The organism is Frateuria sp. (assembly GCF_035944355.1).
Classification (GTDB): Bacteria; Pseudomonadota; Gammaproteobacteria; order Xanthomonadales; family Rhodanobacteraceae; genus Frateuria_A.
Window position 1 is genome coordinate 147476 of the sequence record NZ_DASZBH010000010.1, and the last position, 22921, is coordinate 170396.

Annotated in this window: 18 protein-coding genes, 1 tRNA gene and 1 riboswitch; of the genes, 11 read left to right on the forward strand and 8 right to left on the reverse strand. The window is 68.7% G+C overall.

What is annotated here, in order from left to right; translation table 11 throughout:
- Positions 1-108: 108 nt before the first annotated feature.
- From uvrB to VGU03_RS08070, 3 genes are all read left to right on the forward strand, one after another.
- On the forward strand, positions 109-2139 hold the full coding sequence (gene uvrB, locus VGU03_RS08060) for an excinuclease ABC subunit UvrB (RefSeq protein ID WP_327479870.1): 2031 nt from the start codon (positions 109-111) through the stop codon (positions 2137-2139).
- A gap of 126 nt (positions 2140-2265) precedes the next feature.
- Positions 2266-2340: transfer RNA gene (locus VGU03_RS08065), tRNA-Val, on the forward strand.
- Between the two features lie 117 nt (positions 2341-2457).
- A riboswitch (S-adenosyl-L-homocysteine riboswitch) is annotated at positions 2458-2532 on the forward strand.
- A gap of 13 nt (positions 2533-2545) precedes the next feature.
- Positions 2546-3433, forward strand: a complete 888-nt coding sequence (locus tag VGU03_RS08070; protein WP_327479871.1) for a hypothetical protein — start codon at positions 2546-2548, stop codon at positions 3431-3433.
- Between the two features lie 181 nt (positions 3434-3614).
- Here the strand turns inward: VGU03_RS08070 and VGU03_RS08075 are convergent, their stop codons facing one another.
- Positions 3615-4661 (reverse strand): MBL fold metallo-hydrolase, encoded by a 1047-nt coding sequence (locus VGU03_RS08075; RefSeq protein ID WP_327479872.1) that lies wholly within the window; start codon positions 4659-4661, stop codon positions 3615-3617.
- A 329-nt stretch (positions 4662-4990) separates the two neighbouring features.
- On the opposite strand from VGU03_RS08075, the gene VGU03_RS08080 reads away from it, so the two are divergent.
- Positions 4991-5485, forward strand: coding sequence for a GNAT family N-acetyltransferase (locus tag VGU03_RS08080; protein WP_327479873.1), 495 nt, complete (start codon positions 4991-4993; stop codon positions 5483-5485).
- 111 nt (positions 5486-5596) lie between these two features.
- On the opposite strand, the gene VGU03_RS08085 is transcribed toward VGU03_RS08080, so the two are convergent.
- Positions 5597-6601 carry a hypothetical protein gene (locus tag VGU03_RS08085; protein ID WP_327479874.1) on the reverse strand — a complete coding sequence of 335 codons (1005 nt, stop codon included), beginning with the start codon at positions 6599-6601 and terminating at the stop codon, positions 5597-5599.
- Positions 6602-6738: 137 nt separating this feature from the next.
- Between VGU03_RS08085 and VGU03_RS08090 the strand changes: the two genes are divergently transcribed.
- Positions 6739-7521, forward strand: coding sequence for a helix-turn-helix transcriptional regulator (locus tag VGU03_RS08090; protein WP_327479875.1), 783 nt, complete (start codon positions 6739-6741; stop codon positions 7519-7521).
- Between the two features lie 129 nt (positions 7522-7650).
- On the opposite strand, the gene VGU03_RS08095 is transcribed toward VGU03_RS08090, so the two are convergent.
- Positions 7651-8043: a VOC family protein gene (locus VGU03_RS08095; protein WP_327479876.1), complete on the reverse strand. Its 393-nt coding sequence runs from the start codon at positions 8041-8043 to the stop codon at positions 7651-7653.
- 375 nt (positions 8044-8418) lie between these two features.
- On the opposite strand from VGU03_RS08095, the gene VGU03_RS08100 reads away from it, so the two are divergent.
- Positions 8419-9075 (forward strand): NAD-dependent epimerase/dehydratase family protein, encoded by a 657-nt coding sequence (locus VGU03_RS08100; protein WP_327479877.1) that lies wholly within the window; start codon positions 8419-8421, stop codon positions 9073-9075.
- An 84-nt stretch (positions 9076-9159) separates the two neighbouring features.
- Here VGU03_RS08100 and VGU03_RS08105 read toward each other — a convergent pair whose 3' ends face one another.
- Positions 9160-11658, reverse strand: a complete 2499-nt coding sequence (locus VGU03_RS08105) for a GAF domain-containing hybrid sensor histidine kinase/response regulator (RefSeq protein WP_327479878.1) — start codon at positions 11656-11658, stop codon at positions 9160-9162.
- Between the two features lie 392 nt (positions 11659-12050).
- Here VGU03_RS08105 and VGU03_RS08110 point away from each other — a divergent pair, with 392 nt between their 5' ends.
- Positions 12051-13256, forward strand: coding sequence for a serine hydrolase domain-containing protein (locus tag VGU03_RS08110; protein ID WP_327479879.1), 1206 nt, complete (start codon positions 12051-12053; stop codon positions 13254-13256).
- Between the two features lie 10 nt (positions 13257-13266).
- On the opposite strand, the gene VGU03_RS08115 is transcribed toward VGU03_RS08110, so the two are convergent.
- Positions 13267-14136, reverse strand: coding sequence for an alpha/beta hydrolase (locus VGU03_RS08115; protein WP_327479880.1), 870 nt, complete (start codon positions 14134-14136; stop codon positions 13267-13269).
- A 305-nt stretch (positions 14137-14441) separates the two neighbouring features.
- Between VGU03_RS08115 and VGU03_RS08120 the strand changes: the two genes are divergently transcribed.
- A complete protein-coding gene (locus VGU03_RS08120) occupies positions 14442-16406 on the forward strand; it encodes a peptidase M61 (RefSeq protein ID WP_327479881.1) in 1965 nt (654 codons plus the stop codon).
- A gap of 61 nt (positions 16407-16467) precedes the next feature.
- On the opposite strand, the gene VGU03_RS08125 is transcribed toward VGU03_RS08120, so the two are convergent.
- On the reverse strand, positions 16468-18078 hold the full coding sequence (locus VGU03_RS08125; protein WP_327479882.1) for a glycosyltransferase family 39 protein: 1611 nt from the start codon (positions 18076-18078) through the stop codon (positions 16468-16470).
- Positions 18079-18141: 63 nt separating this feature from the next.
- Positions 18142-18522, reverse strand: coding sequence for a YajD family HNH nuclease (locus VGU03_RS08130; protein WP_327479883.1), 381 nt, complete (start codon positions 18520-18522; stop codon positions 18142-18144).
- 110 nt (positions 18523-18632) lie between these two features.
- On the opposite strand from VGU03_RS08130, the gene VGU03_RS08135 reads away from it, so the two are divergent.
- Positions 18633-19082 (forward strand): CopD family protein, encoded by a 450-nt coding sequence (locus tag VGU03_RS08135; protein WP_327479884.1) that lies wholly within the window; start codon positions 18633-18635, stop codon positions 19080-19082.
- Between the two features lie 55 nt (positions 19083-19137).
- On the opposite strand, the gene VGU03_RS08140 is transcribed toward VGU03_RS08135, so the two are convergent.
- Positions 19138-20145 carry an NAD-dependent epimerase gene (locus VGU03_RS08140; RefSeq protein ID WP_327479885.1) on the reverse strand — a complete coding sequence of 336 codons (1008 nt, stop codon included), beginning with the start codon at positions 20143-20145 and terminating at the stop codon, positions 19138-19140.
- A 249-nt stretch (positions 20146-20394) separates the two neighbouring features.
- Between VGU03_RS08140 and thrS the strand changes: the two genes are divergently transcribed.
- The gene (thrS, locus tag VGU03_RS08145) at positions 20395-22296 is read left to right on the forward strand and encodes a threonine--tRNA ligase (RefSeq protein ID WP_327479886.1); all 1902 of its coding nucleotides are present in this window, start codon (positions 20395-20397) and stop codon (positions 22294-22296) included.
- 46 nt (positions 22297-22342) lie between these two features.
- Positions 22343-22870: a translation initiation factor IF-3 gene (infC, locus tag VGU03_RS08150; protein WP_327479996.1), complete on the forward strand. Its 528-nt coding sequence runs from the start codon at positions 22343-22345 to the stop codon at positions 22868-22870.
- Positions 22871-22921: the final 51 nt, after the last annotated feature.

Consider the following 22921-nt stretch of genomic DNA (forward strand, 5'->3'; position numbering starts at 1 on the left):
GAGCCGCGGTAAGCGGTGGAAAAGCCGCGACGCCGTGCGTCCGTGCTGACAGGCCCTGTCAGCAGGGCGCCTTTAAGATCGCCCCATCCGCCCGCATATCCGTCAGCCATGACCGATCGCTTCGAACTCGTCTCCCCGTACCAGCCCTCCGGCGACCAGCCGCAGGCCATCGCCAAGTTGAGCGAGGGCTTCGAGGCCGGCCTGGCCGCGCAGACGCTGCTGGGCGTCACCGGCTCGGGCAAGACCTACACCATCGCCAACGTGATCCAGCAGGTGCAGCGCCCGACCGTGGTGCTGGCGCCGAACAAGACGCTGGCCGCGCAGCTCTACGGCGAGTTCAAGGAGTTCTTCCCCAACAACGCAGTGGAGTACTTCGTCAGCTACTACGACTACTACCAGCCCGAAGCCTACGTGGTCGCCTCGGACACCTTCATCGAGAAGGACGCGTCGATCAACGACCACATCGAGCAGATGCGCCTGGCCGCGACCAAGGCGCTGCTCTCGCGGCGCGATTCGATCATCGTGGCCACCGTGTCGGCCATCTACGGCCTGGGCGATCCGGAGGATTACCTCAGCCTGCGCCTGATCCTCTCGGTCGGCGAGCACATCGACCAGCGCAAGCTGATCCACCAGCTCACCGAGTTGCAGTACACCCGCAACGAGATGGAGCTGCGCCGCGGCACCTACCGCGTGCGCGGCGAGATCATCGACGTGTTCCCCGCCGAATCGGAAACCGAGGCGCTGCGCATCGAGCTGTTCGACGGCGACATCGAGAACCTGTCGCTGTTCGACCCGCTCACCGGCGAGACGATCCGCAAGATCCCGCGCTACACCGTCTACCCGCGCACCCACTACGCCAGCACGCGCGAGAGCGTGCTCAACGCCATCGAGACGATCAAGGTCGAGCTCAAGGAGCGGCTGGAGCAGCTCTACAAGGACAACAAGCTGGTCGAGGCGCAGCGGCTGGACCAGCGCACCCGCTTCGACATCGAAATGATGGCCGAGGTCGGCTTCTGCCAGGGCATCGAGAACTACTCGCGGCATCTGACGCGCCGAGGTCCCGGCGAAGCGCCGCCGACGCTCTTCGACTATCTGCCTCCAGATGCGCTGCTGGTGGTGGACGAATCGCACGTCACCGTCCCGCAGCTCGGCGCCATGTACAAGGGCGACCGCTCGCGCAAGGAGACGCTGGTCGAGTTCGGCTTCCGCCTGCCCTCGGCGATGGACAACCGCCCGCTGCGCTTCGAGGAATGGGAGCAGCGCGCGCCGCGCACCATCTATGTCTCGGCGACCCCGCGGGGCTACGAGCTGGAGAAGTCCGGCGACGCCGTCACCGAGCTGGTGGTGCGGCCCACCGGCCTGGTCGATCCCGAGGTCGAGGTGCGCCCGGTGCGCACCCAGGTCGACGACCTGCTCGGCGAGGCCAAGAAGCGCATCGCCATGGGCGACCGCATCCTGGTCACCACGCTCACCAAGCGCATGGCCGAGAACCTCACCGAATACCTCTCCGAGCACGACGTGAAGGTGCGTTACCTGCACTCGGATATCGAAACGGTCGAGCGCACCGAAATCATCCGCGACCTGCGCCTGGGCGAGTTCGACGTGCTGGTGGGCATCAATCTGCTGCGCGAGGGCCTGGACATGCCCGAGGTCTCGCTGGTGGCGATCCTGGACGCGGACAAGGAAGGCTTCCTGCGCTCCACCGGCTCGCTGATCCAGACCATCGGCCGCGCCGCCCGCAACGTGCGCGGCAAGGCGATCCTCTACGCCGACCAGATCACCCGCTCCATGCAGGCGGCCATGGACGAGACCAGCCGCCGCCGCGAAAAGCAGATCGCCTACAACGAAGCCCATGGCATCACACCGCAGACCGTGGTGCGCCGCATCGCCGACATCATGGAAGGCGCGCGCGCCGAACCCGCCACCCGCGGCCGCGGCAAGGCGGCCAAGGGCGTACGCGGCAAGGCCGTGGCCGAAGGGGCGGGGGAGTACGCCAACCTCAACCCCACGCAGGCGGCGGCCGCGATCAGGAAGCTCGAGTCGCAGATGTACAAGCACGCGCAGAACCTGGAGTTCGAGGAAGCCGCCCGCCTGCGCGACCAGATCCACAAGCTGCGCGAGCAGGTCATGCAGAGCTGACGCGCCCTCGCTGTAGCTCCCTCTCCCCTCCGGGGTGAGGGCTGGGAGGGGCCGGCCTAGCCTCGAACCTGATCAGCCCTAAAAGCTTGGCATCCCACCCCGCCCTTGCTAAACTTCGCGGCTCTTGGGCGGTTAGCTCAGCGGTAGAGCACTACCTTGACATGGTAGGGGTCACAAGTTCGATCCTTGTACCGCCCACCAAGATTTCGAACAGGCCGGCAGCAATGCCGGCCTGTTTGCGTGAGGGCCACCGGTTTTCGCCCGAGGCGGCGCCCGCGAGCCAGCGAAGACCGTTGCGCGTTTCCATCCCGCGCAACCGGCATCGAGGGGTGCTGCGACGGGCTTAGGTCCGCCACGCTCGATACCGGTCCACCCCAAGGGCGCCCTCCAACGAAGGAGGCCGTACATGCCCGCATCACTTAGATTCCGTCTCGCGTTTGCCACGTCCGTGCTGGTGCCCGGCATCCATCCCGACGACGCCCACCTCGCCGATTGCCTGCGCGAGCGCGGCATCGAGCCTACCGCCTGCGTGTGGAACGACCCGGCCGTGGATTGGGCCGGCTTCGACGCGGTGCTGATGCGTTCGACCTGGGACTACTTCCAGCACTACGCGGCCTTCCTGCACTGGCTCGAGCGCCTGCCGGTGCCACTGATCAACGACCGCGCGCTGGTGCGCTGGAACAGCGACAAGCGCTACCTGCTGGACCTGGCCGCGCAAGGCGTGGACATCATCCCCACCCGGCTGGCCACGGCCGCCGACCTGCCGGCGTGCGCCCGGGCGATGGCGGGGCAGGAGCTCATCGTCAAGCCGACCGTCAGCGGCACCGCCTGGCACACCGTCCGCGGCCGCGCCGGCGAGCCGGCGTTCGAGGCGGCACTGGCCGCGCTGCCGCGGGACTTCCGCTATCTGGTCCAGCCCTTCCTTCCCGAAGTGCTGGCCGAAGGCGAATGGTCGCTGCTCTTCTTCGGCGGCCATTACAGCCATGCCGTGATCAAGCGTCCGGCCGCCGGCGACTTCCGCGTGCAGAGCGACTTCGGCGGAACCTCGCAGTTGGCCGAACCGCCGCCCAACGTGCTGGCCAGCGCACGACGTGCGCTCGCCGCCACCGCCGCGCTCGGCCATGCCGACATCGCCTACGCCCGCGTGGACGGCGTGGTGGCCGACGGCGGCTTCCGGCTGATGGAGCTAGAGATGATCGAGCCCTACCTGCACCTGGGGGCATGGCCCGAAGCGGCCGAACGCTTTGCGGCGCAGTTGAGTGAGCGATTGGCAGGCCGGGCGTTAACGTGCTGAAAGGGCGAGGTGGGACACACGCTTTGTCTGCACGTCGGCGGCCACGTGCATAAAAGGCCAGCGCGAACGCTGGCCTCTGCGATGCAGGATGTGCTGGATCAGGTCGGCGAACAGAAGCTCTGAAGAAGAGCCGACGGAGGGAGCTTACGCCTGGGCCTGAAGGTCCTTGGCGCGGAGCAGGTCAGCGCGGCGCCTGCAACATGGGCGACATGGCCGCATCGGCTTCCGAGACGGCCCGCCACCACGCCGTTCCCGGATGCGGCGCATCGAGCTGGACGCGCTCGCCGAACAGCGGCGTCGCCAGCGCGATTCGATGGGTGCGGGCCAGGGCGGCGATGCGCTCGAACGGCTCGTGCCAGGCGTGCATCGCCAGGTCGAAGGTGCCGTTGTGGATGGGCAGCAGCCAGCGGCCGCGCAGGTCCTGGTGCGCCTGCACGGTTTCCTCTGGCTGCATGTGCACGCCCGGCCAGTCGCGGTTGTAGGCGCCAGTTTCGATGCAGGTGACGTCGAACGGCCCGAAGCGCTCGCCGATGGCGCGGAAGCCGCTGAAGTAGCCGCTGTCGCCGCTGAAGAACAGGCGGACGTCCCCGTCCTCCACCACCCAGGAGCACCACAGCGTGCGATTGCGGTCGGCCAGCGAACGGCCGGAGAAGTGCTGCGCGGGCGTGGCGGTGATCCGCAGTCCGTCGATTTCGGCACCCTGCCACCAGTCGAACTGCTCGATCAGCGACGCGGGTACGCCCCACGCGGCCAGCCGGGCGCCGACGCCCAGGGGCATGTAGAACCGCGCGCCCGCCCGGGCCAGCGCGCGGACGGCGGCGCGGTCCAGGTGGTCGTAGTGGTCGTGCGAGAGCAGCACGCCGCGGATCGGCGGCAGGTCGCGCAGGGCGATCGGCGGCGCGTGGAAGCGGCGCGGGCCCATCCACTGCACCGGCGAGGCGCGCTGCGCGAAGACCGGGTCGGTGATCCACCAGTGCCCGCGCAGCTTCAGCAGCAGTGTGGAGTGGCCGAGCCGGTACAGGCTGCGATCCGGCGCGGCGTCGAGTTCGTCGCGCGTCAACCGGCGTACCGGGATGGGCGCTGCCGGGACCGTGTTCTTCGGCTTGTCGAACAGCAGGTCCCACATGACGTTGCGGTCCGTCGCCGGCGCGGGCCGCATGGGATCCTGGTTGCGGAAGCGGTCGCCGGTGCTCTGCGGGGACTGCGGGTAGCTGGGCAGGTTGGGCACGTGGTCACCGTGGGCGTGGGGGAGGGCGAAAGCCGCGGCGGCCGGCCGGGCGCGGAGCTCCGATTTCGATGAGTTGGGGGCGATCGGGCCCGAGGCAACGCCTGGTCGCAATGGGGCCGGCAGGTACTTTCCGGACGCGGGTGCGCGTACAGGATTGCTCGGTCTCGTGGGATGCGGGTCATGGCTTGACTGGCGCAACGCATAGCAGTCGGCAGAACCGGACGGGATCCCTTTGATCTGCATCGGCGCGCGCCCTCATGGCGTCACGCGCGTGTAAGGCTTGGGCGACGCGAAGCCCATGACGCTGCTCACAACAATCGGGAGAACGTATGGAGCCAGGTGCCGCCACCGAAGTCGTCCGCCAGGCGCAGGAGATCGAGATCGACCAGCTCGCGGACCTTTGGTACCAAGGCTGGCAGGATGCGCACGCCGCGATTCTGCCGGCGGAATTGGCGCGGCTGCGCACGCGCGAGAGTTTCGCGGAGCGTCTTCGGGCTGCACTGCAGGCAGTCAGGGTCGTGGGCCCGCGCGGTGGCCCGATCGGCTTCTGCATGACCCAGGCCGATGAGCTCTATCAATTGTTCGTATCGTCCGACGGGCGAGGCCGAGGCGTGGCCGCGCTTCTGGAGGCCGATGCCGTCTCGATCCTCTCCCGCCGGGGCGTCGAGGTCGCGTGGCTCGCCTGCGCCATCGGCAACCATCGGGCGGCGCGGTTCTACGAAAAGGCGGGGTGGAGATGCACCGGGACGGTGGTGAGCGAACTCGAAACCCAGGCGGGGGTGTTTCCCCTCGAAGTGTGGCGGTTCGAGAAGGCGCTGGTTTAAACGGGGCGAAGGAAATTTAAAGGCTCCGCTCGGCAGAAACGGGCGGCAGCTGGAGCGAACAAAAGGGACGGGGCTCAAATCCGACGTGCGTCCCGTATCACCGGAAAAGGTTTACACCAGCAAGCCCGGATGCGGATTGGGCCCGAAGGGCGCTGCGCTACCTAGGCGCAAGGCGGCGGCCACGTAGGCCCACAGCGCTTCGGGTGGCGGTGCGTCGTCCGGCGGCGAGCCGTCGGGGCGCTGGCGTCCGGCCGCACCGGTTCTGACGTATTTGCCGATGATCGTGGCGGTGCCGCCTTTCGCGTGGTCGGCGCCGGGCAGCGTGCGGCTGAATTCGCCGACCAGCACGGTGACCACGTTGCGTTCCGGCAACGCCATCGTGCGGTGGAGGAAGGTCGCGAGCGACGGCGTGATCGGCGCCATGATCTCGCGCGCCGTTTTTCCGGTGTCGTCGTGATGGGTGTCGAACTGCCGGTCGTGCCGTCCGGTGTAGGCCGGCTGTGCGAACACGACGCCGGCGCCCTCGTGGACCAGTGCTTCCACCGCCGCGAACGTCGACCGCTGGTCGTCGATCGCCATATTGTCGCTGGCCACGCCATAAGCCTCGCGGATGGCATCGAAATGCGCGGATGAAAGGGTGCGGCGCATCGGGTCCCATCGCGCGACGTGTTCGAAGCCGAGTCCGCGTTCGGCGGCGGGGCTGGCGTCGACGCCGACCGGCAAGCCGAGGTTGTTGACGATGGCGCAGGCGACCGTGGTGGCCGGCATGGCTGCGGCCATGCGCAGCAGTTGGCTGCGCCCGCCCGGCTGCAGCACCGCGGCGCGCGCGTCATTGTGCGTGTAGAGCCCATGCCGGAAATGCACCGAGGCCATATGGTCCAGGGCGGCCGCGGGCAGGGCCCCCAGCGAGCCGGCGTCCACGTGAAGCCCGTTGCCGAGCGTGCGCACATTGTCCGGGGTGACTCCGAACGCACCATTGGCAAGGAAGGCATCGGCGCTGTTGAACAGGCCGGCGGGGCCGCCGTTCAACCAGAACACGACCAGCGTGGGCCGTTCGGTGCCGGGATACCTTTTCGCGAGCAGGCCGCGGCCGCCCAGCGCCAAGGTGCCGGCCAAGGCGGCGCCCGCCTTGAGCAGGGTGCGGCGCGTGATCGAAGACGAAGTCATGGGGAGCTCCAGCAGAGGATGCGTTGCCCGCGGTGCGGGTGGAGACTTAGCCTAGATGCGTCCGTCTTCCGAAAGGGAGCCAATTTGTGTCGCAAATCAGACAGTACCCGCGCCGCCGCTCGTCGTGGCCGATCACGGCGCTGGCCAAGGTCTACCCGCGCGGATGGCATGTCGCCCGGCACCGGCACCGCCGCGGGCAGCTGATCTACGCCAAGTCGGGCGTGATGCAGGTGACCACGCGCGAAGGCATCTGGATCGTGCCGCCGCAGCGTGCGTTGTGGATCCCCGTGGGCATGCAGCACGAGATCCACATGGAAGGGCAGGTGGCGGTGCGCATGCTCTATCTCGATCCGCCGACGGGCGCGCCGTTCGGACCGCATTGCCGGGTGCTGTCGGTTTCCTCGCTGCTGCGCGAGCTGATCCTGACCGCCGTGAGCGCGCACGAGGACAGGCAGGCCGAACGCATGGCGATGCTGGCGCCGCTGTTGCTGCACGAGCTGCAGTCGGCGGACGAGGCGGCCTTGCACATACCGGTGCCGTCCGACCCGCGCCTGAGGAAAGTCTGCCTGCGGCTGCTCGCCGGGATCTCGCACGAGGAGACGCTCGAGCAGTTGGCCGCCCGGGCCGGCGCCAGCAGCCGCACCCTGGCCCGGCTGTTCGAGAGCGAGTTGCACATGTCCTTCGTGCGCTGGCGCCAGCATGTCCGGCTGGCCCAGGCGCTCAGCCAGATGAGCCTGGGGCGATCCATCAAGACCGTCGCGCGCGAGGCCGGCTACGCGAGCAGCAGCGCCTTTATCGGCATGTTCCGCCGCGTGCTTGGCGTCACCCCGACCGAATACCTGAAGCATGCCGCCCAGCCACCCGCCTGAGCGACCAGCGACTTCAACCGGTTCTTTCACCTCGACCTGCCATCGGCCGAAGCGGACGGGGCCGCGCCCTGATCCGTCTGTTGCGCATGGGCGTCCGCGTGCGCCGGGCAGGCAGCGGCTTTGCCGCGCCTATAGCGCCGCCCGGGCGTAGCTGGAGGTCAGGATTTCCCAGGCGTGCCCGTCCGGTTCGCTCCAGTACACGATGCGGCCGCCGTGCTGGTGCCGGACCTGCATGTCCACCGGACCCATGGGCGTGCTCCGGTAAGGGATGTTCTTGTCGACCAGGCGGCCGAGGATGAGGTCGAACTCCGCTTCGCTCACCTGAAAGCAGTAGTGCTGGGGCGAGAACTCGCCCATGACCTGGCCGAAGTCCAGCGTCAGCTCGTCGTTGACGTAGACCGGGCTGAAAGGGCCGCCCGCCGTGTCTCCGGACCAGGAGACATCCAGGAGGCTGGCCAGCAGCGCGGCGGCGGCCTTGCGGTCGCGCGAGGGAACGATGAGATGGTCCAGTCGGATGGGCACGGCTTTCTCCCTTGCATCAAGGAACGGGTGGATTCGCCACCGCGGCCCATGGTACGGCCGGGCCCTTGCGCATGTTGCCGCTGCCCGCGACAGGCGTGCCGTTCCAAAGCGGCACCGCCTACGCGACGTAGACGGACCCGGCTGTACGGTCGCCCAGCCCCGGGGTTCGGACGGCCAGTCGCTCGTCACGTTGGCGGCAGTCGATAACCGGGGCGCCTCCTGGCCGTCGGAGCGGCACGTGGCGTCACCCGCGAGGCTACGGCCGTCGAGGACCGGACCGCGCGGCGCGGCTGGGCGGCGAACGTCCCGGGCACACGCTGACCGCATCCAGCGGGTCCGTTTCCACGTAGGTTCATGGACTGCCGGAGTCTGACGATGCGCATCCTCATCACCGGGGCGACCGGTCTGGTTGGCCAGGGCGTGTTGCGAGAGTGCCTGAGGGCGCCGGACGTGGAGCACGTGGCCATGCTGGGACGCCGTGCCACGGGCATGCAGGCCCCGCGGCTGGAAGAGCTGGTTTGTCCGGACTTTGCCGACCTCGGCCCGATTCACGAGCGCCTGGCGCCGTTCGACGCGTGCTTCTACTGCGCAGGCGCTCCCTTGGTGGGCCTGTCCGCGGCGGCCTACCGGCATGTCACGGTGGACCTGACCGTGCACGTGGCCGAGGTCTTTGCGCAGCGCAATCCCGGCGGGCGGTTTTTGTACATCTCCGGCGCCCACGCGGATGCCGCCAGTCGACTGTCGCTGCTGCGGGCCAAGGGCAAGGCCGAGCGCGCACTGGGCGCGCTGCCGATCACCACGGTGATGCTGCGCCCGGGCGGCATCCGCCCGGTCCAGGGCGTCCGCTCGCCACACCGGCCGCTGGACCTGCTTTACCGCCTTGGTGCGCCTGCGCTCGCCCTGGCGGGGCATCTGCTGCCCGGCCAGATGACCACGACTGCGCGGGTGGGGCGGGCGATGCTCGCGCTGGCGCGCGATCCGTCGCCGCCGGCCGTGGTCGAGAACGATGCCATCAACCGGCTGGGTCAGTAATGTCTTCCCGCACTTCCGCACGGGCCGGGCGCAACCGGGCGTTGAGCACACCCCGGGTCGCCACGCAGCCGTTGGGTTGCCGCCCTAGGCCGAGCGCGCGCTCTCCTTGCCCGCCTCCAAGAGGTCCGCCAGCGCGCCGGCCAGTTCGGCCTGGCGGAAAGGCTTGGCCAGGCGGCGCAGGCCGCCGGCCTCGCGGTCGGTGAGGGTGGCGAAGCCGGTGATCATCAGGGCCGGGGTCTGCGGCCGCAGGCGGCGGACTTCGCGCGCCAGTTCGGCGCCGGTCATGCCGGGCATGGCGTAATCGGTGACCAGGATATCGAAGGCCAGGCCGGTGTTGACCTTTTGCAAGGCTTCGAAGCCGGAGTCGACCGATACCACGGTGTAGCCCGCGTCGGCCAGCATCTCGGCGGTGCCGCCGCGCACCAGGTCCTCGTCGTCGACCAGCAGGACGGTCGCGGCGGGTACGCGGGGGATCGGCGCGTCGTTGGCGGCGACGCCCGCCTCGGCCAGCACCTGGTCCGACACCGGCAGCCACAGCGACGCGGTGGTGCCGCGGCCGGGCTGGCTGTCGAGCGCGAAATCGCCGCCGGACTGGGCGGCCAGGCCATGCACCGACGACAGGCCGAGGCCGGTACCGCGCCCGACGCCCTTGGTCGTAAAGAACGGCTCGATGGCGCGCTTGACGGTTGCCGGATCCATTCCGACGCCGGTGTCGGTGACCGAGAAGCGGATGAACCTTCCCTCGCCGAGCCGCGGATTGCGGCGCTCGCGTTCCTCGGCGACGACGATCGCCAGTTCGCCGCCCTCGGGCATCGCGTCGCGGGCATTGACCACCAGGTTGAGCAGCGCCAGCTCCAACTGGTTGGGATCGACCAGCGCCGGGGGCAGGCTGGGCGGGCAGGACACCGAGAGCCGGATGCCGGGTCCGATCGACCGCGAAACCATGTCGGCGAACCCGGACAGCAGCCGGCTGACGTCTACCGGGCGTGGCGCCAGATGCTGGCGGCGGGAAAAGGCGAGCAGACGCTGGATCAGCGTCCGTGCGCGCTCCGCGGCCTGCAGGCCGGCGGCGGTCATGCGGCGGGCGCGTTCGTCGCCGTCGAGCTTGCGCGCAAGCGTGTCGAGCGCGCCCAGGATCGGCGTCAGCAGGTTGTTGAAGTCGTGCGCGACGCCGCCGGTGAGTTGCCCGATGGTCTCCATCTTCTGCATCTCGTGGACCTGGGCGAGCGCGGCCTGGCGTTCCTCCACCGCGATCGCGATGCGCTGCTCCAGCTCGCCGGTAAGCTGGCGCAGCGCCTCTTCGCCGCGCTTGCGCGCGGTGGTGTCGCTGGCCGCGCCGAACCACTCGACGATACCGCCGGCATTGTCGAGGATCGGCACCGCGCGGGCATGGGTCCAGCCCAGGCTGCCGTCGGCCTGCCGGATGCGGTGCTCGGACTCGAACATGCCCTTGTTCGCCAGGGCCTCGCGAACGGCTATGGCCACCTGCGGCTGGTCCTCGGGATGGACATACGCCTCGAGCCACCCTTCGTTCGGCTCGGAGGTATCGGCCAGGAAGCCCTGGCCTTCCAGTTCGCGCAGCTCGCGCCAGTCCGGGCTCATGCGGAACACCGAGTACGCGCCGGTGGTGAGCAATGCCCGGAAGCGTGCCTCGCTCGAGCGCAGCGCGATCTCGGCCGTGGCCTGCTCGATCGCCGCCCAGGTACGCGTGCCTACGTCCTCGATCAGGGCGACCTCATGGGGGGTCCAGTGATGCGGAGCGCGGAAATTGACGAAGAAGCAGGCGAAGAAACGGCCGTCGCGGACCAAGGGCACCGAGACGAATGCCCGGGTGTCGATCGCTCGCCAGGCGCCCTGGTCGTGCTGCGGGTCGGCCTCGACGTCGGCGCAGATTTCGGTCTGGCCGTCGTGCTGGCGGGCGACGAGCCCGGCGCCGAACGGAGCCAGCGGCGCGCCGCCGATCAGGGGATCGAGTCCATCGGTGTAGCAGGCCTCGTAGACGATGGTTTCTTCGCCCGGAAGCACCTTGGCGTAGCCGACGCGCTGGGCACCCAGGTGCCGGCCCAGCGCGGCGACGGCGCGGTCGGCCAGGACGTGCGGTTCGGCGACGTCGCGCAGCGCATCCTCCAGCTCGATGCGGAAGCGCTGGTGGCGGACCGCCAGCACCTGGTCGGTGGTCTCGGCCACGGCGCAGAACATGCCGCCGATCTGGCCGCTTTCGTCCCACACGGGCGAATAGGAGAAGGTGAACCAGGTCTGCTCCTCGAAGCCCTTGCGGTTCATCACCAGTGGCAGGTTTTCGCGGTACACCGCCTCGCCCGACATCGCCGCGTCGATCAACGGCACGATGTCGGTCCAGATCTCGCGCCAGATGTCCTCGAAGCGGCTGCCCAGCGCCGCCGGGTGCTTGGCGCCCAGGATCTCGGCGTAGGAATCGTTGTAGAGGAAGCCCAGCTGCGGTCCCCAGGCGACGAACATCGGGAACTTCGAATTGAGCAGCAGGCTGACGACCGAGCGCAGCGACTGCGGCCAGTGGACCGGGTCGCCGAGCGGCGAGCGGGACCAGTCGTGGGCGCGCATCATCTCGCCCACCTTACCTCCGCCGGCAAGGAAACTTTTTTCAGGCGACATCAGTTGCGGCGACACGGACACGTGCTCTTTCCTCTCGGGGGATGGGGCAGCCAGTCTTTGCTGTCGGACGCACGAGGACGGTGGGTGCGGTCCCGCGCAATGGCGGCACGGCAGGCAACCGGTGCCGCGCGTTGCCGTGAGACACGTGCGAACCCTGCCCAAGCGTCCCGAGCCGGAATTCGACGACACGACAGACTAGCCCGAACCTCCTGAATTACTTGTTGCTGTGGCGGACGAAGATGAACGAGGCAGGGCTCGCTTATCCCTTCCCTTGGTTACCACGGGGGACGTCACACGGGCGTGCTCGGTAACATGGCGGCCTCGTGCCACTGCGGTCTCCCACCATGCGCCTCAACCTCCTCGCCGGCCTCTTCGCCGCCACCGTCTGCCTGGCCGTGGCGCTGCCTTCGGCGGCGGCTGAGCGCAGTGCCCCGACCATCGGCCAGCAGCGCGAAGGGGTGCTGTTCTGGACCCAGGCGCAGCGCGAGGCGCGCTTTCCGCGGATGTACGAGTTGTTCCCCAGCGACCGGGCGGCGCACGGTGCGCAGGTGCACGCCCTGCCGCAGGGACGGCCGCTGGCCGTGGCGGGGAGGGATGCCTCGGCCTGGCTCGCCGGCTACATGGACCGCTACCACATCGCCGGCGTGATGGTGCTCGAGGACGGCCGCGTCCGCCTGCAGCGCTATGCGAAAGGCTTTGGGCCGGACCGGCGCTGGACCTCGTTCTCGGTGGCCAAGTCGGTCACCTCGACCTTGCTAGGAATCGCTCTGCAGCAGGGCTACATCCACAGCATGGGCGACACGCTGGGCAGCTACATTCCGGAGCTGCGCGGCAGCGCCTATGCGGACGTGACGGTGCAGCAGCTGCTGACCATGACCTCCGGCGTGCGCTGGAACGAGGACTACGCCGACGCCAGGTCCGACGTGGCGCAGATGTACCTGGGCGCCTGCGCGGATGGCCGCGCGCACGTGCTGTCCTACCTGATGAAAATGCCGCGGCAGTGGCCGGCCGGCACGCACTGGAACTACAACACCGCCGAGACCGACCTGCTCGGCATCCTGGTGCAGCGGGCCACGCACCGGTCGCTGGCCGCCTACCTCTCGCAGACCCTCTGGCAGCCCTACGGCATGGCCGCCGATGCCTACTGGATCAAGGACGAGTGCGACGGCAGCGACACCGGCGGCAGCGGCCTGTCGGCCACGCTCGGCGATTACGCGCGGCTGGGCCAGTTCATGCTCGATGGCGGCCGCATCGGCGGCAAGCCGGTGATCGCGCAGGCCTGGCTGCAGGGCGCGGTGCACCGGCAGACCGGCGTCGACGAGCCGGGCCGCGGCTACGGCTATCTGTGGTGGACCGACACCGATGGCAGCTATGCAGCGATCGGCATCTTCGGCCAGATGGTCTACGTCGATCCCGCGCGCAAGCTGGTGATCGCCCAGGTGGCCGCCTGGCCGCAGGCCACCGGCAAGGCGCTGGTCCAGGCGCGCCGCGAGTTCGTCGCGGCGATCAAGCGGGCGGTGGACGACGAGGGCAAGCCGGCGTCGCCCTGAGTCGGCCGCCTCACCGCCCCGGCCGCGGCGACGGGGCGGCACGCCGCAGGAGGCCCTGCGCCTGCATCCATCCCTGGAACGCATCGGTCCAGTGGTCGCTGCTGGTGCCCTGCCGGCGCAGGCCGAAGCCGTGGCCGCCGCTGGCGTAGATGTGCGCTTCCGGCCGCTGGCCGGCGGCCAGCAGGGCCTCGTAGAAGCGGGACGCTGCCGCGCGGGCCTGGTCGTCGTCCTGGGCCCAGGCCATGAACACGGGCGGCAGGCTGCCGGGTATGGAAGGCAGGGTGCCGAAGGGCGCGCCGTAGATCAGCGCGGCGAAGTCCGGCCGCGCCGCGGCGTCGGCCTGCAGCAGCGCGCCGCTGGCGATCATCGCGCCGGCGGAAAAGCCGAGGATGCCGATCCGGTGCGCAGAGAGCCCCCACACTGCCGCGTTCTGCCGCACGCGCCTGACCGCCTGGATGCCGTCGGCCATGCCTTCCCGGCACGCCTTGCCCAGGTCCAGGTCGGCCGGAATGCCCTGCTGCTGCTTGCGCTGAATGCGGTACTTGAGCACGAAGGCGGCGATGCCTTGCCGCTGCAGCCAGCGCGCGACGCCAGTGCCTTCCAGGTCCATGGCGAGCGCGAGGCAGGCGCCGCCCGGCGCGACGATGACGCCGGTGCCCGTGGCGTGCGCGGGATCGGGCAGGTAGGCGGTGAGCGTCGGCGTCGTCACGTCGAAGACCACCGTGCCCAGCGGCGTATCGGCGACGGTGCGTTCCGGATAGGTCGCGTGCGGCGGGCCGGGCACCGCGCCGGGCCAGACGGGCAACGTGCTCTGTGCCTGGGCGGCCGCGCAAGCCAGTAGCGCGAGGGCAGCCGTGATGCGGCGGATCCAGCGTCCCATGGGAGCTCCGGAGGATTCGGACGGCGCGACGCTACGGCTCGCGCGATGCAGCGTCAATCTCGCTCATGGTCCAGCCGCCTGGTGCCATGGGTGCCTGGCCAGGCACGGGCGGGATGTGGTCGGGAAATGTGCGGGCCATGGCGGCGCCTGACGCCGGCTGTCCGGCGATAGGCGGATAGCACGGGCGCCCGGCCGGTTCCGGGACCAGGCGCCGCGGGTCCGCCGCGCACCGTGCCGACCGGCAGATGAGCGCCGGGCGGGGTTGCTGCTAAGTTCCGGAACTCCATCGCCTGCCGGAGCCCTCCATGTCCCGTGCCCTTCCTGCTGTCCCGTCGGCCGTGCCGCGCCGTCCGTCGCGCCTCGTGCTGGCCCTGTCGCTGGCGCTCGCCGCTGGTTCGGCCGGGGCGCAACCGGCGGCCGGGGACCGCGTGCCGCCGCCGCAGGACACGCCCTACCCGGGCACGGTGGCGGTCCACGTCGATGCCAGCGACACACGCCAGGGCATCTTCCGCGTGCACGAAACGCTGCCGGTGCAGGCCGGCGCCCTGACGCTGCTGTATCCGAAGTGGATCCCGGGCGACCACTCGCCGAGCGGCCCGGTGGCCATGCTGGCGGGCCTGAAGCTGAGCGCCGGCGGCAAGCCGCTGAAATGGACGCGCGACGAGTACGACGTGTATGCGTTCCACGTCGACGTGCCTGAGGGCGTGTCCTCGATCGATGCGGATTTCCAGTACCTGTCCGACCGCAGCGGCGGCTACGAGATGACCGACCGCATGCTCGACCTGGAGTGGAACAAGGTGGCGCTGTATCCGGCCGGCCACTTCTCCCGCCGCATCGTCTTCGCGCCCAGCGTGACGCTGCCGCGCGGCTGGCAGTTCGGCAGCGCGCTGGAACGCGCGGGGCAGGCGCAGGCTTCGCGCTCGGGCGACACCATCACCTTCAAGCCGGTGCCGTTCAACACGCTGGTCGATTCGCCGATCTACGCGGGCCAGTACTTCAAGCGCGTCGACCTCACCCCCGCCGGCGGGGCGCCGGTGCATCTGGACGTGGTCGCCGACGAGCCCAAGTACCTGGAGATGACGCCGGAGCAGGTGCAAGCCCATCGCAACCTGGCGGCGCAGGCGGTGAAGCTGTTCGGCTCGCACCACTACGACCACTACGACTTCCTGTTCTCGCTGTCGGAGCAACTGGGCGGCAACGGGCTGGAGCACCACCAGTCCAGCGAGAACGGCCTGGGTGCCGACTACTTCACCGCCTGGAAGGACTCGGCGCCCGGGCGCGACCTGCTGGCGCACGAGTACACCCACTCCTGGAACGGCAAGTTCCGCCGCCCCGCCGACCTATGGACGCCCAACTTCAACGTGCCGATGGGCGACTCGCTGCTGTGGGTGTACGAGGGCCAGACGCAGTACTGGGGTTTCGTGCTGACCGCGCGCGCCGGCCTGTGGACGCCTGCGCAGTTCCGCGACGCGCTGGCCATGGTCGCGGCCAACTACCAGCGCAACCGCGAGGGATTCCAGTGGCGCACGCTGGAGGACACCACCAACGACCCGACCGCGGCGCACCGCGAAAGCCTGCCCTACCGCAGCTGGCAGATGAGCGAGGACTACTACAGCGGCGGCCAGATGCTGTGGCTGGCGGTGGACGCCAAGCTGCGCGCCCTGACGCACGACGGCAAGTCGCTGGACGACTTCGCGCGGGCCTTCTTCGGCGTCGACGACGGCAGCTTCGTCACCAAGACCTACACCTTCGACGACGTGGTGGCGGCGCTCGATGGCGTGGCGAAATACGACTGGGCGAGCTTCCTGCGCGCGCGTGTCGATGCGCTCGATCCGCCGCTGCTGGACGGCGTGCAAGGCATCGGCTGGAAACTGGTCTACACCGATCAGCCGAGCGACTACGAGCAGCAGTACGACAGCCGCCCGCAATCGCCGCGGCATCTGTTCAACTTCGCCTGGTCGATCGGCCTGACCCTGGACGACCACGGCCAGGTCAACGACGTACGCTGGGACGGCCCGGCGTTCAAGGCCGGCGTCAGCACCGGCGCGACGCTGGTCGCGGTGAACGGCCAGAACTATTCCAGGGACGTGCTCAAGCAGGCGATCACCGCGGCGAAGAACGGCAGGTCGCCGATCCAGTTGCTGCTCAAATTCCAGGGCGGCTACCAGACGGTGGCGGTGGATTATTACGGCGGCCTGCAGTACCCGCACCTGGTGCGCGTCCCCGGCACGCCCGATTACCTGAGCGAGATCATCGCCGCACGCAAGTAGCGCCGCGCATGCCGCTGGCGGACGACCGGCCCACGGGGCTTCCTGCGTCCGCGCGGGAAGTTCAGTGGAGGCGGGGCCGCCAGCCCCGGTCCCACGCCTTGCTCCAGCTGAGCACCAGCGCCTGGCTGGCCGTGCCGGACAGCGTGTGGGTGCCGGCAGGCAGGTTCCATTGGTCCGCGGGGCGGTTGCCGTCGATCCCCATCGCGACCGGGTGCCTGCCGTCGCTCAATGTGTACTGCCCAGGCACCGCGATGGCGAAGGGCCGCGCTCCCGCGGGCAGGCTCTTTCCGGCCACATAGACGTCCGCGGGGCCGGGCAGGTAGTTGCGCTTGACGAAGGCCAGATCGGCTGGCGGCAGGCGGTCGGGGACGACCACCATGGTCCGGTGCGCGACGAGGGCCTGGGCGATCGTGTCCGGCATCTTGCCGTGCCGCAGGCGCCGCAGCGCCAGGCTCTCCATCACGGGGTAGTAGGGGCGCGGGCGGAAGACCGCGCCGCTCTTGGCGTCCATCACGGTGTCGCCCGGGTCGGTGCTGCGCAGCACCGTGGCCAGTTCGGCCCGCTCGCCGGCCAGCGCGTCCCGCCAGGGCGGCGCATGCCACACCAGGATGCCCAGCTCCAGGAGCACCAGCGCCGCCACCACGATGCCGCCCCTGCGCGGACTCGACGGATCGGCCGCGAACCGCGAGGCGAACGCGCCGGTCGTTACCAGCATGACCGTGGGTATCACCGGCAGGAAATCCTGCGGCGTGGACAAGGGCCAGGCCAGCCAGATCAGCGACACGTACAGCACGCCGTGCAGGGCGAGGAACGTGCGCCAGCGCGCCGGGTCCTGGTCGATGTTGCGCAGGCGGTAGGTCGCCAAGGCGAGGACGGGCACCAGCCATCCTACGTAGACGGCCTGCCGCCAGGTATGGCTGGATCCGCCGGTGGAGGCCAGGCCATACAGGACGAGATCGCGCCAGGCGGGCAGCAGGTCGTGCATGGAGCCCAGCCACAGCACGAGGCCGGCGGGAACCGCCAGGCAGCCGACCAGGCATGCCGCCGCGCGCTTGACGACCGGGCGGGACAGCTTGCGCGGCGAGGCCATCCACGCGCAGCCAGCCGCCAGCAGCGCGGTGCCGACCAGAGGCAGGGTCTTCTGCGAAATCGACAAGGCGGCGCCCACGCCCACGCCTGCGAGCAACCAGCGCGCCGCGGATCGGCCGGAGGGAAGCACCAGGGCCAACGCCAGCAGCCACAGCGCCGTCCAGGCGTCATCGGTGCGGAACTGGCCGGTCCTGAGGAAGAACACCTGCATCAGCGCGGCGAGCAGCACCGCGGCGTCGGCCAAGCCAGGCCGGTAAAGGCTGCGCGCGATGCGCCACGTCGCGACGATGGCGAGGGCGTACCAGGGCAGCACCGCCAGGCGCAGCCACCACAGGATGTCAGCGCGCTCGCCCAGGCCATGCATCAGCGGCGCGTAGATCAATGCGAACAGCGGGCCATGGTTGTCGAACACGTCGCGATAGGGCACCGCGCCCTGGGCGATGCTCCAGGCGACGTGGGCGTGCTGGGGCTCGTCCGAATCCAGCGGATAGGCGCCGAGCCAGAGCACCCGCAAGACAAGCAGCAGCACCAGCGCCAGCGCGGGCGCGAAAGCGGCGCGGGAACGGGCGAGGCGGGCCTGCATGGGCCAGACTATGCCGATGCGGACGTTCAGGCCGCGTGCGGGGAGCCGGCGCCCGCGGCCGTTTCAGCGCTTGTTCTTGCTTTCCAGCATGGCCCGCAGATCCGCGAAGGGATTGCCGGTGGCCGGCGGCGCCGCGGCCGCTTCATAGCCGGCGCCGCGGACGTGATCGATGTGGCGCGAGTGCTCGTTGTCGTGGCAGTACACGCACAACAGCTCCCAGTTGCTGCCGTCGGGCGGGTTGAAGTCGTGGTCGTGGTTGCGGTGGTGCACGGTCAGCTCACGCAGGTTGCTGCGCGTGAACTCGCGCCCGCAGCGGCCGCAGACCCACGGGTACATTTTCAGCGCCCGCTCGCGGTAGCCGAGCTCGCGTTGTTCGGCGGCGCGGCGGGCCTCGGCGACGATGCGGTCGAGCTTGGCCGGATCGGGAATTTTTTGCGGACTCATCGTCGTAAGAGTGTCTGGTCGCGGGGATCGTGTCCGACCGGCAGGGATGATGGTGGAGGCTGGTGGCCACTTCCGCAACAATGGCGCGGCATTCCCATCGGGTTCGAGCCATGACCTATTTTTGGATCAAGTCCTTCCATCTTCTCTTCGTCATGGCCTGGATGGCGACGGTGTTCTATTTGCCGCGCATCCTGGTCAATATCGCCGAGGCCGGTGACGACGCCGGCGTGCGGACGCGGCTGCTGTTGATGGGGCGGCGGCTGTACAAGTTCGGGCACAACATGTTCGGCCTGGCCTTCCTGTTCGGGCTGGTGCTGTGGCAAGGCTGGCGGCTGTTTCCATCCACGCTTCCGAACGTGGTGGCCGGCATGCACTGGATCGACCTCAAGCTGGGCCTGGTGGCGCTGCTGCTGGCCTACTTCGTGGTGATCGGACGGATGCTCAAACGGGCCGAGAAGGGCGGGGCGCTGCCTGCGTCGGTGGCTCTGCGCTGGCTCAACGAGCTGCCGGTGCTGCTGTTGCTGGGCGTGATCTTCCTGGTGATCGCCAAGCCGTTCTGAAAACGCCGCGCCTGCGCCAGCGCAGGCGCGCAGCCTCGCCGGCCGCCGCGAACGCTCAGCCGCCGTGATACTCGCGATACCACTTCACGAAGCGGGCGACGCCGTCTTCGATCGAGGTGTCGGGTGCGTAGCCGACATCGCGGCGCAGGGCCGAGACGTCGGCCCAGGTGTCCGGCACGTCGCCGGGCTGCATGGGAAGGAGGTTCTTTTCCGCCGTGCGGCCGAGGTTCTGCTCCAGCAGCTCGATGAAGCGCAGCAGCTGTACCGGCTGATCGTTGCCGATGTTGTAGACCCGGTAGGGCGCGCTGGAGGTGCCCGGGTTGGGCCGTTCGGCGTCGTAGGACGGGTCCGGTTGGGCCGGATGGTCGAGCGTGCGGACCACGCCCTCGACGATGTCGTCGATGTAGGTGAAGTCGCGGCTGTGGTTGCCGTGGTTGAACACGTCGATCGGCTCGCCTCGGCTGATGCGGTCGGCGAACAGCATCGGCGACATGTCCGGCCGGCCCCATGGGCCATAGACCGTGAAGAAGCGCAGGCCGGTGGTGGGCAGGCCGTAGAGATGGCTGTAGCTGTGCGCCATCAGCTCATTGGCTTTCTTGCTGGCGGCGTACAGGCTGACCGGATGGTCGACGGCGTCTTCCACCGCGAAGGGCATCTTGCGGTTGGCGCCATAGACCGAGCTGGAGGAGGCGTAGACCAAGTGCTCGACCTTGCCGTGGCGGCAGCCTTCGAGAATGTTGAGGAAGCCGTCCAGGTTGCTGCGCACGTAGGCGCGCGGGTTCTTCAGCGAGTAGCGCACGCCGGCCTGGGCGGCCAGGTTCGCCACACGCTGCGGCTGGAAGTCGGCGAAGGCGCGGTCGATCGCGTCGGCGTCGGCCAGATCGGCGCGCAGGTGGGTGTAGGCCGGGTGGTTGGCGAACTGCGCCAGGCGGGCTTCCTTCAACGACGGGTCGTAGTAGTCGTTGTGGTTGTCGATACCCAGGACTTCGTCGCCGCGGGCGAGCAGGCGCTGGGCGAGCGCGGCGCCGATGAAGCCGGCGGTGCCGGTGACGAGGATGCGCATCCGTTACGGTTCCTGGTGGGGACGGACCATTCTAGCGGGCGGAACCGTGAGGACCGGGCCAACGGCGTTCGCGCGCGGTGTTCTTCGGCTAGACTAGCGGCCTGACCCGAACACTAGGTGGCCGGCGCGTGAGCGCAGGTCGAGCGTGCGACATGGCAACTACCCGCATCCTTCGCTGATTTCCCGACGCCTTTGTTCCGTACACGAAAGGGCGTCATGCCCTTTTTTGATTTCCGGGATTCGAAATCCATGATCGAAGTTACGCTCCCGGACGGCAGCAAGAAGCCGTTCGACCATCCCGTCACCGTGCAGGACGTGGCCGCCTCCATCGGTGCGGGCCTGGCCAAGGCGACGCTCGCCGGCAAGGTCGACGGCAGGCTGGTCGACGCCAGCTTTCCGATCGACCACGACGCGTGCGTGGAGATCGTCACCGAGAAGAGTCAGGAGGCGCTGGAAATCCTGCGCCATTCCACCGCGCACCTGCTGGCGCAGGCGGTGCAGCGCCTGTACCCGGGCGCGCAGGTCACCATCGGCCCGGTGATCGATAACGGCTTTTATTACGACTTTGCCTACGAACGGCCCTTCACGCCCGAGGATCTGCTGAAGATCGAGGCGGAAATGGAGAAGATCGTGAAGGAGGCGCTGCCGGTTTCGCGCTCGGTGAAGTCGCGCGACGAGGCGGTCGAGTTCTTCCGCGGCCTGGGCGAGAACTACAAGGCCGAGATCATCGAATCGATTCCGGCCAACGAAGAGCTTTCGCTCTATACCCAGGGCGAGTTCACCGACCTCTGCCGCGGCCCGCACGTGCCCAACACCGGCAAGCTGCGCGCGTTCAAGCTGATGAAGGTGGCCGGCGCCTATTGGCGCGGCGATTCCAACAACGCGATGCTCACCCGCATCTACGGCACCGCCTGGCTCAACGACAAGGACCTCAAGGCCTACCTGCACCAGCTGGAGGAGGCGGAAAAGCGCGACCACCGCAAGATCGGCAAGGCGCTGGACCTGTTCCACCAGCAGGAAGAAGGCCCGGGCATGGTGTTCTGGCACCCCAACGGCTGGGCGATCTGGCAGCAGGTGGAACAGTACATGCGCCGCGTCTACCGCAAGAGCGGCTACCAGGAAGTGCGCTGCCCGCAGGTGCTGGACGTCTCGCTGTGGAAGAAGTCCGGCCATTGGGACAACTACGCGGAGAACATGTTCTTCACCGAGTCGGAGAAGCACACCTACGCGTTGAAACCCATGAACTGCCCGGGCCACGTGCAGATCTTCAACGCCGGCCTGCACAGCTACCGCGAGCTGCCGATCCGCTACGGCGAGTTCGGCGGCTGCCACCGCAACGAGCCCTCCGGCGCGCTGCACGGCATCATGCGCGTGCGCGCCTTCACCCAGGACGACGGCCACGTGTTCTGCACGCCCGAGCAGATCGAGCCGGAAGTGACCGCCTTCCACCAGCAGGCCATGCAGGTCTATGCCGATTTCGGCTTCCAGGACATCGCGCTCAAGATCGCGCTGCGCCCGGACAAGCGTATCGGCTCGGACGAGGTGTGGGACCGCGCCGAGGACGCGCTGCGCAAGGCGCTGGCCTCCGCCGGCGTGCAGTGGGAGGAGCTCCCCGGCGAAGGCGCCTTCTATGGCCCCAAGATCGAGTACCACATGAAGGACTCGATCGGCCGCGCCTGGCAGGTCGGCACCATGCAGGTGGATTTCATGATGCCCGAGCGCCTGGGCGCCGAGTACGTGGACGAAAGCTCGCAGAAGCGCCATCCGGTCATGCTGCACCGCGCGATCGTGGGTTCGATGGAGCGTTTCATCGGCATCCTGATCGAGCACCATGCCGGCAACCTGCCGGCCTGGCTGGCCCCGGTGCAGGCGGCGGTGTTTTCCATCACCGACGCCCAGGCCGGTTATGTGCGGGAGGTGACGCAAGCCCTTGTGGACAAAGGCTTCCGGGTCCAGGCCGATTTGCGCAACGAAAAAGTCGGCTATAAAATCCGCGAGCATACGCTGCAGAAAGTGCCCTACCTGCTTGTCGTCGGAGATCGCGAAAAGGAGGCTGGGGCCGTTTCCGTGCGTACCCGTTCGGGCGAGGACCTGGGCAGCATGCCGCTGGCCGCCTTCATCGAACGCCTAGAGGCCGAAACGCGGCGTTGATGTTCCGCGTGGCCTAATTCCATCACTTCTTCTGGAGGATAGTGGTATCGCTACCACCGACAACAAGGGCAATCGCCGCAACCTCGAAATCCGCGTCCCGCGGGTACGCCTCATCGGCGCGGATTCCGAACAGCTGGGCATCCTGACGCGCGACGAGGCATTGGCCCTCGCGCAGGAAGCCGGCATGGACCTGGTCGAGATCCAGCCCAACGGCGACCCGCCGGTCTGCCGCATCATGGACTACGGCAAGTTCAAGTTCGAAGCCCAGAAGAAGGCCCAGGCCGCCAAGAAGAAGCAGAAGCAGGTCGAGATCAAGGAAGTGAAGTTCCGTCCGGTCACGGACGTGGGCGACTACCAGATCAAGCTGCGCAACATGCTGCGATTCCTGGAAGAGGGCGACAAGGTCAAGGTCACCATCCGCTTCCGCGGCCGCGAGATGTCCCATCAGGACCTGGGCCAGAACCTGGCCAGGAAGATCCAGGAGGACGTCGGCGACAACGGCCAGGTGGAATCCTTCCCCAGGCTGGAAGGACGCCAGATGGTCATGATGATCGGACCGAAGAAGAAGCAGTAAACAGAAAGGCGGCCTGAGGGCCGCCTTTTACTTTGAACCCTCTCCCCTCCG

Excerpts from the sequence above, each read along its gene's own strand:
- uvrB (WP_327479870.1), top strand. The coding sequence starts at position 109 with ATGACCGATCGCTTCGAACTCGTCTCCCCGTACCAGCCCTCCGGCGAC.
- VGU03_RS08070 (WP_327479871.1), top strand. The coding sequence starts at position 2,546 with ATGCCCGCATCACTTAGATTCCGTCTCGCGTTTGCCACGTCCGTGCTG.
- VGU03_RS08080 (WP_327479873.1), top strand. The coding sequence starts at position 4,991 with ATGGAGCCAGGTGCCGCCACCGAAGTCGTCCGCCAGGCGCAGGAGATC.
- VGU03_RS08100 (WP_327479877.1), top strand. The coding sequence starts at position 8,419 with ATGCGCATCCTCATCACCGGGGCGACCGGTCTGGTTGGCCAGGGCGTG.
- VGU03_RS08105 (WP_327479878.1), bottom strand. The coding sequence starts at position 11,658 with ATGATGCGCGCCCACGACTGGTCCCGCTCGCCGCTCGGCGACCCGGTC.
- VGU03_RS08110 (WP_327479879.1), top strand. The coding sequence starts at position 12,051 with ATGCGCCTCAACCTCCTCGCCGGCCTCTTCGCCGCCACCGTCTGCCTG.
- VGU03_RS08115 (WP_327479880.1), bottom strand. The coding sequence starts at position 14,136 with ATGGGACGCTGGATCCGCCGCATCACGGCTGCCCTCGCGCTACTGGCT.
- VGU03_RS08120 (WP_327479881.1), top strand. The coding sequence starts at position 14,442 with ATGTCCCGTGCCCTTCCTGCTGTCCCGTCGGCCGTGCCGCGCCGTCCG.
- VGU03_RS08125 (WP_327479882.1), bottom strand. The coding sequence starts at position 18,078 with ATGCAGGCCCGCCTCGCCCGTTCCCGCGCCGCTTTCGCGCCCGCGCTG.
- VGU03_RS08130 (WP_327479883.1), bottom strand. The coding sequence starts at position 18,522 with ATGAGTCCGCAAAAAATTCCCGATCCGGCCAAGCTCGACCGCATCGTC.
- VGU03_RS08135 (WP_327479884.1), top strand. The coding sequence starts at position 18,633 with ATGACCTATTTTTGGATCAAGTCCTTCCATCTTCTCTTCGTCATGGCC.
- VGU03_RS08140 (WP_327479885.1), bottom strand. The coding sequence starts at position 20,145 with ATGCGCATCCTCGTCACCGGCACCGCCGGCTTCATCGGCGCCGCGCTC.
- thrS (WP_327479886.1), top strand. The coding sequence starts at position 20,395 with ATGATCGAAGTTACGCTCCCGGACGGCAGCAAGAAGCCGTTCGACCAT.